Raw genomic sequence first — 13,784 nt, forward strand, 5'->3', positions numbered from 1 at the left:
TTACAATTCAATATCATTGTAAGAGACGAGTTAACCCGCGGTACCACTCTAATTGATTTAAAAAATCCACTCATATATTAATACTAAACATAAAAGTACGTTCGTTAGTCGCTAATATTCGGCTCACACCACTCCGAACTCGCTTGCATTAGGGGAAACTAAGTACTACTCTCTTATGGAAAAGCGGGCAACGGGAATCGGACCCGCGACGCAAGCTTGGGAAGCTTGAATTTTACCACTAAACTATGCCCGCAAACACAAAAGTAAGTATAGCATATCAGCAGATGTTTGTCATGACTGTTTTGCCACAAAATACTTACTTAGTTGAAATTTACGCTTTCTTTCTTAACTCCGTTGCCAGTGCAATTGACTTATCAACCAGAATCGATTGCGAATCCGCAACCGGGATCGTCAATTCTGGAGCCAACTCCTGTGCATATGAGAGCTCGGTGCACCCTAAAATAACAACCTCAGCTCCTTGCTTCTCAACCATTTGTTTGATAATTGTGTGAAACAACTTGCCATCAACCTTATTTTGATTTTTGATGTCATCAAAAATTAGTTGCGTTGTCATGTCCTGAATTTCTGACGTTGGTTTTACCACTTCTAGATCTTGGCGTGCCAATTCACGGTCATAAATCCCATCGGTAGTTGTTCCCTTCGTTCCGATTACCCCAATTCGGTGTGCCTTGGGATAAGTAGCCTTAATATAATTCACAGTTTCACGCGGCATATGCACAATGGGAACTGTGGTTGCCGCTTGTAAGTCATCATAAAAATAATGCGCCGTGTTACATGCGATGACAAAGAAACTCGGCTTTAAGGCGCTCTGTGCTTTGATATCTGCCAGCAAATCGGGCAAGGGACTCGGTTGACTATGATCCATTAAATAAGTCGACCGGTCTGGAACCGTCGCATGGTTCACTAAGATATAATTAAAATAATCCTGGTCACAATGGGCGGGAGTGCGCTGATTCAACAGTCGTAAATAGCTTTCCGTCGCCGGTGTCCCCATGCCCCCAATAATTGTAAAGAAGTTTTTCATACCGCTCATCCCTTATTTTCTTCAAAATAACGATCAAAGTTCTTAACATAGTTATGGTTCATCCAAGTCAATAACGCAAATCGCTTTAGATTCATATCTTTTTTATCAAAAGCTGTCATCCCGTATCGCTTCTGTTTGATCAGTTTTAAGGCGGTTAATTTGTCCCGGTTGTTCCGCGCATACTTCTTGAATACCTTAATGGGAACTCCTAACCAAAGTTGATGGGTATCTTCCGCACGATTAGCATAAACAGTCGGCTTATTTTTCAGTTCACCTGTGACGTAATCGTCGACAACCCATTTTGCTAGATTATAACCGTTAAGTGTTACAAAGAAGCTGCTTCTCCCCTGACGGAGATTCATTTCAAATAACTTGAACGTCTGATCACGAGAATCGTACTTCAAATCAAAATTAGCATAGCCGGTAAATTTAATTTTTTCCAAAAAGTCCTGAATTGTTTTATAAATTATGGAATTATACTCGGGCAAAATTGCCACATAATTACCAATTGCAGACGGGGCCACATCTTCAAGTAAGGGGTGCCCCAAACACATCATTTTTACGTGATGATATTGATCCACATAAGCATTCAAAACCCGCATATTGCTATCATCGCCCGGAACAAAATCTTGTAAGATTAGATCTGATGTATAGCCATTATCGTAAATCTTTCCCACAATTTCATCGAATTCGGCGCGTGACTTAATACGAAAAGCTTTCTTACGCCCTTCAAAGTGAATGTCCAACCATTCGACACTATTAGTAGGCTTCAGGGCTACTGGATATTCAAAGGGCTCCTCAATTTTCTTGGAACTTTCATAATCTGCCTTAGTAATAATCCGCGTTTGGGGATATGGCAAGTCAAACTCATCACAAATTTGATAAAAACGCTCTTTATTATTTAATTGACGCAACAACTCATAGTCCACATAGGGACAAACAAACACTTTTGATAAGTCATCTTTGTGCTTGGCAATCAACTCCGCATAACCGTCGCCCATTCCCAGAAGCAAAAGTTTTTCAGGACGGCCCTCATAACGTTTCATAATTTTACGCATGGTTTCAAAGAAAACAGGATCCTCGGCAAAACCAGGAATCAGCTCCAGATCCACAATTTTAGTGAACCTTGTTGGTGCTAATTCTTTTTCTGCAAAAGCTTTTACTTTTTTTCCGGTCATCTTATAGAAAGAACGCGCCATGCCATACGCATTAAAATCACTACCTAAGAGAATCGGAATAAAATCAGATTTGTTTTTTTCCATTATGCCAGTCCTTTCAAAACTTCTTTTGCGACCTTAGTATCGGTTGGCCATGGGGTGTCAACGCCTTTAACCTTTTGATAAGGGTCTTCCCCCTTAGCTGCCAAGACAACCACGTCTTCTGGATGGCTAATCGTGATAGCCTCTTTAATAGCCGCGTAGCGATCGACAATTTTTTCAACTTGCACTTTTTGATGATCGATATACTGATCAATTTCCGCAATAATATCGTTGGGATCTTCAAATCCAGGGTCATCAGCTGTCAAAATGGCAATGTCCGCATGGGCGCTAAGAGCTTCTCCAAACCCTTTACGCCGAGAAATCCCCTTATCGCCGGGGCTACCTACAACCACAATCATCCGACCGCTAGGATATTGACTACGCAAAAAACTAAGCAACGCATTCATACTAGCATAATTATGGGCATAGTCGACGTAAATGACGCCATGCTTTTTAGAAACAATGGACTCCATGCGCCCGGGTACTTTCACCTTAGCTAACAGGCTTTTGGTCTGCGGATAGCTCGCACCCGCTAATCCGGAAGCAATCAGCGCACTTGTGGCATTACTTTGATTATAACTGCCTGGCATACTTAAATCATAACGACCATCAATGTGCAGCGCTGCCCCCTTAGGACTTAAAGCTTTTACCTCAATTTCTGTAAGCTGTAAATCATCGCGGTCATTATAAAATACGAAGTCTACGGGCGCCGGATTCTCAATTTTGGCATTGGCCTGTTTAAACAGATAGATATTTTCAGGCTTAGTCGTAGCGCGGGCAGCCTGATAAACTTCTTCTAAATGGTCCGTTTGCGCGTTAATGATACAGGTTCGCGAATTGACTAGTAATTGTAATTTACAATGCAAATAGTTTTCAAAGGTCGGGTGTTCATTGCGGCCAATATGATCCGGCGTAATGTTCAAAAAGACACCCACATCAAAATGCAGCCCATAGACGCGGTTTCTTAAATAGGATTGTGAAGACACTTCCATAACCAGCGAGTGCATCCCGTTATTTACGGCTTCCCGCATATCGTGAAACAGATTGAGTGATTCCGGCGTCGTGAGATCCGACTTGAATTCTTGCTCTGCCTTAGGACCGATAATGCGATCAATGGTTGAAAATAGCGCCACCTGATCTTTAGAGATCGTATTCAAAATATGGCGCGTAAAGTAGGCCGAAGTCGTTTTTCCCTTTGTGCCGGTAAAGGCAATGATAAATAAGTCATTTTGCGGATAATCATAATAGGCAGCACCAATCAGGGCCATCGCTTTGGAAACATTAGTCACGATAATTCCGCACATTGCGGAAACCCGGTCAAATTGATGTTCCGCCACGTAAACGGTGGCTCCCTTTGCCTGAGCAGTTTCTAAATACTCAGGTTTAAAATTCCCCTTACAAAAGAAAAGATCATTGGCAGCAACATGACGAGAATCATACGTAACTCCCGTAATTTTTTGATGATCGCCTTCGACATTATTTACAATGTGTTTCAGTAAATGATGTTCCTTTAAAATAATTATAATTTCGGCAATCTCAAGTGCCATATTCTCCATCTCCAAAATATTAAACTTGTGTGCGATGAACTAACTTACTGGTCGTAGCGGTGGTATTCTCTGGGAAATAAACCTCATACCACAAAATAAAGGTATAAATTGTAAAGATTTTTTGCATGCTTGATTTGCCATTAATATGTTCATGCAAAATATGCATTAAAGCCTCTGGTTTGAAAAATTTCTTGGCCACATCAGAGTTAAAAGCGGTTTCGATACGCTTGCGATACTTGTCTTCTTTAATCCAACTTGCAATTGGAGATGGGAAGCCCATTTTCTCTTTTTTAGCCACCCGTTCTGGCAACTCACTCTCTGCTGCCGTCCGTAAAGAAATCTTGGTTTCATCTTTATGAATACGTGTCTTAATCGGCATGGTGGCAGCAAATTTAGCAACTTCCTTATCCACCAATGGCGTACGAACTTCTAGCGAATTACACATACTCATTCGATCCGCTTTATGCAAAATATCAAATGGTAACCAGGTATTGATGTCAAAATACTGCATCTGTGTCATTTCGTCTTTATCTTTGACCTCGTCAAAAATATGTTTCGTGTATGCACCAGAATCGACGTTCAAACTAGGATCCCGTAAAATTTCATCGCGTTCGTGTTTATCAAAAACGTAATTTACTCGGTAATACCGTTCACTTAGCGGTTCTGCTCCCCGCACTAAGAAACGTTTGCCGTGGAAACGAGGCATATTTTGTACAAGACGTGCTAAACCGGTTCGGATGAATTGTGGCACCATTTTTTGATAGCGCTCAAATGGAAAAGCTTCTAGATACGTATTGTATCCGCCAAAGAATTCATCCGCTCCCTCACCTGATAAAGCGACCTTGACATGTTCTCTAGTTCCCTTAGAGAGATAATATAACTGCATAGCCGATGGATTGGATAACGGCTCATCCATGTAATACATAATCGTTGGCAGAATATCAAAATAATCATCGCCATCCATAGTCAACGGTGTATTTTGTTGATGAATTTCTTTAGCAAACTCGGTTGAATAACTGAGTTCACTGTACTTGGAATCGTTAAACCCTAACGAAAAAGACTGAATTGGTTTTAACTTAGCCGCCTCTGCTAAGACGTAACTAGAATCAATGCCGCTCGACAAAAAGCTGCCAACTTCAACATCGGCGATCATATGTGCTTTAACCGAATCTTTAACAATGCCCCGAATCTTTTGCGCATCTTCTTCAACCGTTTGGGAATTATCAATATGATCATAGTTAAACTTAAAGTAACGATGCGTTTCTGTTTTACCATCTTTGTGCAAGAAATAGGTTCCTGGCAAAAGCTTATAAACATTTTTGAACATTGTTTCTTTTGAAGGAATAAACTCAAAACTCAAGTGAATGGGTAGCAAGCGTTCGTTAAATTCTTTATGAAAATTGGGATGTTCTAAAAAGGCTTTGATTTCTGATGCCCACAAGAAAGTTTGCCCATCATCGTAATAATAAAGTGGTTTAATTCCAAAATGGTCACGCGCCCCAAACACTTCTTTTTTTTGCATGTCGTAAATCACAAACGCGTACATGCCGCGCAATTTTTGCAGTAAATCTGGTCCCCAAGCATCATAGCCGTGAATCAGAACTTCTGAATCAACATCCGTTTTAAATTCGTATCCTAATTGCTTTAATTCTTCGCGAATTTCCTTGTAATTATAAATTTCACCATTAAAAGTTAAAACCTTTGTTTTCGTTGCATTTAGCATGGGCTGTTTGCCATGAGCTAAATCAATAATTGAAAGGCGTCTGAATCCTAACGAAGCATCTTCATCTTGAAAATAAGCCTCATCGTCGGGACCCCGATGTTTAATCCGATCCGCCATTGATTTGATGACGTCAGAATTGACATCGCTTTGGTTAAGATACCCCACAAATCCACACATTTTTATTAGACCCCTTTGTTTTTAGTTAAATTTCAAATTAAACGCGGTGTTAATGAGTTTTCAGTAATCAACCGCAACAGAAGTATTTTACCAAATTTAGGGCTAGAATACTACCGACATTACAAACTCTTAACAGCTTATAGCCACTTGATACCCGATATCTGGAAACCAATGCTGATTTCTTAAAAACCGTTGAAAATAATAGGTAGCTATGTAATAGTAAGATTAATAAATGATGAGAACTTTAGTACTGTTGGAGGTTAGCTGCGGTCATGAAAAATAAATCTGTTTTATTCACAAATATGCTGGTCAATATGGGGATCGGCCTAATTATGCCAATTACCACCCTTTACATTCACGGAACGCTCCATAAAAGTCTAGTCACAGCTGGTTACGTCTTATTCTGCTTTTCGGGTGCGATGATGGTTGGTAATTTAATTGGCGGCAAGCTCTTTGATAGTTGGCAGCAAAAGCCCCTGATGTTTTACAGTGGTAGCGGGGTTGTCTTGGCGCTCGTTTTTCTTGGGCTTTTTCCCCAATGGCCGATCTATCCTATTTTAATTACGCTTTACGGTCTTTGCCTGGGTGGGTTAAATTCCTCGATTAATGGCTACATTGCCTTTTTACAAGTTTCCGACCCCAATATTTTTAACAATGGTTACTGGTTCGCCAGCTTAGGGATGGGATTAGCCACTTTTCTATCAGGAATTTTATTTGGCATTAGTATCCGGGTGGTTTTTTTTAGTTCCGCCATTTTATTTTTACTCACCACACTGCTGATAAAATTTGCTTTTCATACCATTAAAAAAACGACCGTCGAAAAAAATCCCATCGCCACCAAAGGAGCTGTCCGTGCCTGGCCCAGTATTTTGTTAGTCTGCTTGGTAATGATCATTGTGTGGATTTGTTACGAGCAATGGAATAGTAATGTTTCGGTGCTCATGATTGCAAAACACATCTCTGTTCCCAAGTACAGTTTTCTATTTACAATCAGTACAATTGAAGTAATTCTGGTACAGCCATTTATGAACCGGCTCTTTAAGCCCAGCTTCCGATCAGAAAAAAGCCGCATCATTCTGGGCTTACTAGCCTTCGCGCTTTCCTATGTTTCTATTATTAATACTGGTGCCTACTGGCGTTACGTCTTAGGAATTACGCTGGTCACTTTGGGGGAGATGTTAGCCTTAATTGCAATCCCGGCTTTACTAAATCGCTATGCCACTGATCGTAATCGCGGAACTATTCAGTCTCTAGGGAGCTTTTCAGGTTCAATGGGACGGGCTTTAGGACCTCTATTTGGTGGCTTTTTAATTACGCATTTTAACTATGATTGGACCTTTTTGGCGATGTTTTTGATTCACCTTTTTCTCATTCTTCCGGTTCTCACCTTAAAAACAAAACAAGAAAAATAAGTTTCTTTGGAACTGGTATTTTAGAATCTAAATGTTTATAATGTAATTAGAATGATTCTAAATAAGAAAGAAGTTGCCCAGTTTTATGAAACACGCTATTAAATTTTTACTCGTTCTTCTCCTTGGTATCCTTGCTTTGTTGCTAGAGTTTATCTTCCATATGCCTTTGGCAGCGCAGATTGTCATTACAGTCATTGGTATTCTCATCTCAATTAGTATGCTTTTTGAGATGATTAAGACCCTCCGCTCTGGAAAGTATGGTGTCGACTTACTCGCAATTACAGCCATTATTGCTACCTTAGCTGTTGGAGAGTATTGGGCTAGTATCGTCGTGCTTATCATGCTTACCGGTGGCGATTCACTCGAAGACTACGCGGCCCATAAAGCTGGTCGGGAGCTCCAAAACTTATTAGACAATTCACCACGAACCGCCCACGTCGTCACAAATGATCATTTAGTAACGAAACCTGTGGATGATGTGACGCTTCATGACCAGCTGGTCGTCAAACCAGGCGAAGTTGTCCCTGTTGATGGAACTATTCTTTCAGGAACTTCCTTTTTTGACGAATCTTCGCTAACTGGCGAAGCAAACCCGGTCACCAAAACGCCGGGAGATGCGTTAATGTCTGGTTCCCTCAATGGTGATGGGGCAATTACCATGCAGGTCACGAAACTAGCGGCTGATAGTCAGTATCAAACGATTGTAAAATTAGTTAAGGCATCTGAGGCACAGCCTGCGCATTTTGTCCGACTTGCTGATCGCTATGCCATTCCCTTCACCCTAATTTCTTATATCATCGCTGGCTTAGCCTGGTTCATTTCAAAAGACCCCGTAAGATTCGCTGAAGTCCTCGTGGTAGCTTCTCCATGCCCACTGATTTTAGCAGCACCAATTGCGTTAGTTTCTGGGATGAGCAGCGCCAGTCGAAATGGTATTATCATAAAAAACGGGACGACCATTGAAAAATTTGCCGAAGCAAAAACAATTGCGTTCGACAAAACGGGCACCTTAACTAAGGGGGTTTTGAGCATTGATCAAATTAACAGCTTACCTCCCTATTCAAAAGCGCAGCTACTCCAACTTGCTGCCAGTGCCGAACAACAATCAAATCATATTCTGGCCCACTCCCTCCAAAAAGCCGTTGACCCACAAAAATTACTCCCCGTTTCCGATATCCAAGAAGTTACTGGGATGGGCATTACTGCAGACGTTGCTGGTGACCAAGTCAAGATCGGTCGAAAGGCTTTTGTCGTTACCGAGGCCGTTACGACCCCTAAACAGACCGCCATTTTCATTTCGAATAATCAGCATTACGCAGGATTTATTACCTTTTCGGATCAATTACGTCCGGAAGCCCAAACCACTGTTTCCCAATTGAACAACTTGGGAGTTCAAAACACGCTCATGATCAGTGGGGATCAAACGGCAACTGCAAACTTGGTGGGCAGACAAATCGGTATCACAAAAGTCTACGCAGAATGCTTACCTAAAGATAAAATTGCCGTTCTCAAAGAGCAGGAAAATCATTTACGCCCAGTCGCAATGGTTGGCGATGGGGTGAATGACGCACCATCTCTTGCGGTGGCCGACGTTGGGATTGCGATGGGTGCTCGGGGCTCAACCGCAGCCAGCGAGTCAGCCGATATTGTGATTTTAAAGGATGATCTTGGTCGTGTGGCCCGTGCTTTGAGTATTTCGCAATACACCATGAAAATTGCCAAACAGTCAGTCCTTATCGGCATTTTTATTTGTATCGGTTTGATGTTAATTGCCGCCACTGGTATCATTCCTGCATTGATTGGAGCTTTCTTCCAAGAAGTTGTGGATACGGTAACGATTCTCTGGGCGTTACTGGCTCATCGTGATAACCCAACGCTACAAAAACTAATTCAACAACAAGAACACCCAAACAAATAAAAAAAGGGTCTACACTTTCTGGTATTGGTGAATAACTGATACCAGTTTTTATTTTGAAAAAAAAAGGACATTTGCCCTCTTTGTGTTACGATTTAATCGCCTAATAAAATCGAAAAGAGGAAAAACAAATGTCCCTAACTAATTCTATCCTAAGCCTATTCGAAATAACAGACCCTAATTTAACTGTAACTGAGATTACTAAGGAACATTATCCCAATGGGCAACACGTTCATGTCGTTCACGCTATCCTTTCCTATCAACTTTTAAAATGTCCTCATTGTGGCCATAAATCTCTAATCAAAAATGGAACTCACATTGGCCATCTAAGATTGGGAACCTTATCAGGTGGACGTTATGAGATGCAGCTAAAACGACAAAGATATCAATGTAAACGGTGTTTAAAAACCTGTGGTGCTCAAACTAACCTCGTTAAACGTAATGAAACTTTTACGCATAATGTGAAACATCAAGTAATTGTTCTGGCTCGGGATATGCTGACCAGTAAAGAAATCGCTAAGATTTGTGGGATTTCACCAAGTAGTGTTCAACGCATTTTAAATGCGAATATTCACTTAGCTTATCGTGTTAAAACACTCCCCCAAAATCTTTGTTTTGATGAATTCCGTTCCTGTAATCATCTAATGTCCTTTAACTGTTGCGATGCCGTTAGTCATCGCCGCATTGTGATTCTTAAGGATCGCCTTAGTAAGGATATCATTGATTACTTTGAAGCTCGCTATTCAGTTCAAGAACGTATGAAAGTTCAAACAATCACCGTTGATATGAATGCTGAGTATGCTGGCTTTATTCATCGGTTATTTCCTAAGGCAATAACCATCATTGACCGTTTCCACATTATTCAACTTGCCGGTCGGGCACTGGATAACGAACGTACACGTGTGATCCATACTTTTCAAGATAAGCATTCCCGAGTTTATCGCATTCTAAAATCGCAATGGCGTTTGTTCCATTTGGCAGAAGAAAAGGTCAATGATACTAAACTTATCTATTTACACGGTATCAACGAATACATGACCCAACAGAACGCCATTGACCTAGCCTTAGATGAATTTCCAGAATTTAAAACTGTGTATCAAACCTATCAAGGAATTCTAACAGCCATTCAACAAAAAGATGCGGTTGGATTTAAAACCTTGATTGCCAACTACAAGGCGGCTGGCAACCAAATGGATATTACTATCTCAACTTTAATAAAGAATGGTCCTGCTGTTCTCAATAGTTGTCGTTATCCGTATTCCAACGGTCCTATTGAAGGACTAAATCGTAAAATTAAGGTGTTAAAGCGTAGCTGTTTTGGTTTTCAAAATATTCATAACTTTTTCATTCGTATCAGTTTAATTTATGCGTAAACAAAAAAAGCACATTCACCGAAGTGAACATGCTTTTCAAAAATCTCCACCAATACAATTTGACAGAGACCCTAAAAAAACTGATAATGACCGCTTTTTACAGCTGATCATTATCAGTTTTTTTGCCTACATGGCTTGTTCAACATTTTTAGGTTGCCGAATTTTTGCTAACGCGGCATCAATTTGGCCTAACACGGCTTCTACGTTTTCTGGTTTTTCCAGATCATATTTCTGCAGATCAATTTTTAACTTAGGACCGACATCGTATTCTTTATACCAGTCTTTATAAGCCGACCACATTTTGAAGTAATAGTCTTCCAATTCAGGATTATGATCAAATTGTTCGTAATCGCGTCCCCGTTTTTTAATGCGGTAAAGGATGGTTTCAAAATCTGTTTCTGCGTAAACCATCAGATCAGGTGCTTTTTTTGGAAGATCATTTAATTCATTCATCATGTTATCCAGAAGGTTTAGATAGACACCAAACTCGGTATCCGTGATGTTTCCTTCCTTGTTATTTTCACGAGTGAATAGTGCATCTTCATAAATAGAACGATCTAACACGTTGTTATCGTCCGAAAGCGCCTTTTTAATCATAGCAAATCGTTTATTTAAGAAGTAGATCTGTAACAAAAAACCATAGCTCTTTTGATCTGAATAATATAACGGTAAAACTGGATTATCACCAACTGGCTCATAGAAAGCTTTTGAACCATAATGTTCTGCAATTTTTCCAGTCAACGTTGTCTTTCCAACACCTATCATTCCTGCTGTAATTATCACCATACAAGGCCCCTCTTTATCTTTAATCAAGATTTAGTATACCATATTTTTTCAGCACACAACATCTTGTATTTTTGCATAAATTATGCCATATGCGCTTAAGTTTGCGTAATCCCTGGATTGACGCAAAATAATTTAAGATTTCATTTTTTTATCACGTCATACTGGCTCTTATTTTTTACGCTTTCTTGTTTAATCACGAGTCACACGCAAAAACTAGCATACCACATTTAAGCACAGATTTGTTTTAATAAAAGATGACAAATAAAATCACTGAACCTTGAGGGAGATTTTGACAGCTATGCACGTAATTATCAGGCTTGATAACTTCTCTTGCGATGGCGAATCAGGTAAATCAATGTGGCGAGAATTAACACCGCGGCTCCCACAATAACGGAAATGCGTGTATCCGGGTTAATAAACATAAAAATTACAATCACAGCCAGCATTACAATCGCAAAATAATTGGAATAAGGATAAAACGGCAATTTAAACGGATGTGTACTCATCAAGTTCGCATTACCCTCTCGAAAACGCAGTTCAGCTAAAAGGATCACAAACCAGGGCACCATTCCAGGCAAAACAGATGAGCTAAAAACGACCACAAACAAATTGGCAGTTGACTCACTGAAATATGAAGCCACCGTATCAACAATAAAGCCGATTAAAATCCCCCCAGAAATGCCAAGAATGGCAATATTAGGAACCACTCGTTTGGACAACCGTCCAAAAATTTTAGGTGCCTCTCCTTCGTGCGCTAACTTAAAAAGCATACGACTTGATGAATAAATACCAGAATTAGCTCCCGATAAAGCAGCTGTTAAAACCACAAAGTTGATAACTGCGGCTGCTGAAGTAATACCAACCTTTGCAAAAGTCGAAACAAAGGGCGAGCCAACTGCACTAAGGTGATTCCACGGATAGATTGTCACAATTACAAAAATTGCCCCCACATAGAAAATCAAAATACGCAAAAGTACTGATTTTACGGACTTGATAATGGCTTCTTGTGGATTAGCAACTTCGCCAGCCGAAATACCAAGCAATTCGATGCCTTGATAGGACCCGACAATAATCGACATGGAGAAAAAGAAGCCCTTGAAGCCACCAGTAAAGAAGCCGCCATGACGCCAAAGATTACTGAATCCGGTTGGGTGCCCACCATTACCAAAGCCAAAGAAAATAACCATAAAACCTAAAACAATCATCATGATAATCGTAATAACTTTGATCATGGCAAACCAAAACTCCAGTGACCCATACGCCTTCGCACTAGCTAAATTTGCGAGTACTAGAAATAAAATAATCAGAATCCCAGCAATGAAAGGATTAATCTTTGGCCACCAATACTTAAGGTACTCCGTTGCCGCAACCACTTCGGACATCCCCACCACCACATATTCAAAAACGTTGGCCCATTTTGCTAGGTACCCTGCAATTGGGTGAACATACTCCGTTGCATAATCTGCAAAAGAACCAGTGCCCGGATTAATATAGATCATTTCACCCAGCGCGCGCATGACAATGTACAAAATTAGGCCAACAAACATATACGCTAGCAAAACGGACGGTCCCGTCCATTTGATTGTGGAAGCTGAACCCATAAACAATCCAACTCCAATAGCGCCACCTAAAGAAATCATTTCCATCTGTCCGGCCGTCATTGAACGTTGTAGGCTTGGTGCCTGATTTGAATTTTGTTTCATGATTCCTCCTAAAGGCTGCTGCCCTTTCAATTTATGTAAGGCACTTTGCTAAATAGTTATGCCTAAAATCTCTTCACGACAAATAAAGTCAATATTAATATAGTAAAATACAATTCTGCTTTAATCAAATTTTAATTTTGAGATCCAAAATATAAACCTAGCTGAACTGCGTGGGCTAAAGAAAAACAGAACTATTACCTGCCCAAACTAGATTTAGTTCTGTCGCCAAACTGTAATGACTGAAAATGGCGGAAACCTATTGATAAAAGCCGACTGATTCAAAGGCGCGAATCAGTCGGCTTCCGGAGTAAGGTCCAATTTCCAAAATTAATTATCGATAATTCTCTTTCTTATATACGAAATAGTCATCTACGAATTGGAAAATCATTGTCAAAAAAATCCTGTAGCATGTCTTCATGCTGCTGATTTACTATTTTTATGCCTTTTAACTCGTCTTGATTAAACCAATTTAAGCGTAAAGTTTCACTATCTCCTAAAGTAGGAAGTTGTTTTTCATTCACTAGCGAAACTTTATATAAAATGGTAATTGTTTGCGCTTTATCTCCGTTCGGATAGGAATCGAAATATTTAGAATAAATATTAAGCAACTTTATTGTATTAATGTCAATACCAGCCTCCTCTTTAAACTCACGAACTAATGTTTCAGTTCCCGATTCACCTAACTCAATTGTCCCACCAATTAATCCCCATGTTCCTTTATCACTTCTCTTTTGTAAAAGTACTTTGCCAGCCGAATTGGTTAAAATACCAGCAGAAAAGTTTAAAATAACTCTTTCATGGACGACCTTACTTCGAATCCATTTAATGTAATTAGCCATTTTTT

At 40.1% G+C, this 13,784-nt stretch carries 10 protein-coding genes and 1 tRNA gene; 3 read left to right on the top strand and 8 right to left on the bottom strand.

The genetic code is table 11. The features are described 5' to 3' along the window. Window positions 1-182: 182 nt before the first annotated feature. The 5 genes from ACLJJ6_RS05940 to asnB all read right to left on the bottom strand — a co-directional run bounded on the left by ACLJJ6_RS05940 (window position 183) and on the right by asnB (window position 5,751). A tRNA-Gly gene (locus ACLJJ6_RS05940) sits at window positions 183-253 on the bottom strand. A 78-nt stretch (window positions 254-331) separates the two neighbouring features. Continuing rightward, window positions 332-1,045, bottom strand: coding sequence for an aspartate/glutamate racemase family protein (locus ACLJJ6_RS05945; RefSeq protein ID WP_412988307.1), 714 nt, complete (start codon window positions 1,043-1,045; stop codon window positions 332-334). Between the two features lie 5 nt (window positions 1,046-1,050). Next, a complete protein-coding gene (locus ACLJJ6_RS05950; protein ID WP_412988309.1) occupies window positions 1,051-2,307 on the bottom strand; it encodes a carboxylate--amine ligase in 1,257 nt (418 codons plus the stop codon). Then, complete coding sequence (locus tag ACLJJ6_RS05955; protein WP_412988311.1) at window positions 2,307-3,851, bottom strand: UDP-N-acetylmuramoyl-L-alanyl-D-glutamate--2,6-diaminopimelate ligase; 1,545 nt, start codon at window positions 3,849-3,851, stop codon at window positions 2,307-2,309. The genes ACLJJ6_RS05950 and ACLJJ6_RS05955 overlap by 1 nt, the downstream gene beginning before the upstream one ends. Window positions 3,852-3,870: 19 nt before the next feature. Continuing rightward, window positions 3,871-5,751: an asparagine synthase (glutamine-hydrolyzing) gene (gene asnB, locus ACLJJ6_RS05960; RefSeq protein ID WP_412988313.1), complete on the bottom strand. Its 1,881-nt coding sequence runs from the start codon at window positions 5,749-5,751 to the stop codon at window positions 3,871-3,873. Window positions 5,752-6,023: 272 nt separating this feature from the next. Between asnB and ACLJJ6_RS05965 the strand changes: the two genes are divergently transcribed. The 3 genes from ACLJJ6_RS05965 to ACLJJ6_RS05975 all read left to right on the top strand — a co-directional run bounded on the left by ACLJJ6_RS05965 (window position 6,024) and on the right by ACLJJ6_RS05975 (window position 10,451). Further along, the gene (locus ACLJJ6_RS05965; RefSeq protein WP_412988314.1) at window positions 6,024-7,163 is read left to right on the top strand and encodes an MFS transporter; all 1,140 of its coding nucleotides are present in this window, start codon (window positions 6,024-6,026) and stop codon (window positions 7,161-7,163) included. A gap of 85 nt (window positions 7,164-7,248) precedes the next feature. Then, the gene (locus ACLJJ6_RS05970; protein ID WP_412988316.1) at window positions 7,249-9,081 is read left to right on the top strand and encodes a heavy metal translocating P-type ATPase; all 1,833 of its coding nucleotides are present in this window, start codon (window positions 7,249-7,251) and stop codon (window positions 9,079-9,081) included. Window positions 9,082-9,209: 128 nt separating this feature from the next. Next, complete coding sequence (locus ACLJJ6_RS05975) at window positions 9,210-10,451, top strand: ISL3 family transposase (RefSeq protein WP_412988180.1); 1,242 nt, start codon at window positions 9,210-9,212, stop codon at window positions 10,449-10,451. A 126-nt stretch (window positions 10,452-10,577) separates the two neighbouring features. Here ACLJJ6_RS05975 and ACLJJ6_RS05980 read toward each other — a convergent pair whose 3' ends face one another. The 3 genes from ACLJJ6_RS05980 to ACLJJ6_RS05990 form a co-directional block, all read right to left on the bottom strand. Beyond that, a complete protein-coding gene (locus tag ACLJJ6_RS05980) occupies window positions 10,578-11,237 on the bottom strand; it encodes a deoxynucleoside kinase (RefSeq protein WP_412988317.1) in 660 nt (219 codons plus the stop codon). A gap of 311 nt (window positions 11,238-11,548) precedes the next feature. Beyond that, the gene (locus ACLJJ6_RS05985; RefSeq protein WP_412988319.1) at window positions 11,549-12,940 is read right to left on the bottom strand and encodes an amino acid permease; all 1,392 of its coding nucleotides are present in this window, start codon (window positions 12,938-12,940) and stop codon (window positions 11,549-11,551) included. A 365-nt stretch (window positions 12,941-13,305) separates the two neighbouring features. After that, complete coding sequence (locus ACLJJ6_RS05990) at window positions 13,306-13,779, bottom strand: NUDIX hydrolase (protein WP_412988321.1); 474 nt, start codon at window positions 13,777-13,779, stop codon at window positions 13,306-13,308. Window positions 13,780-13,784 lie beyond the last annotated feature (5 nt).

Source organism: Pediococcus siamensis (genome assembly GCF_047220215.1).
Lineage (GTDB): Bacteria > Bacillota > Bacilli > Lactobacillales > Lactobacillaceae > Pediococcus > Pediococcus siamensis.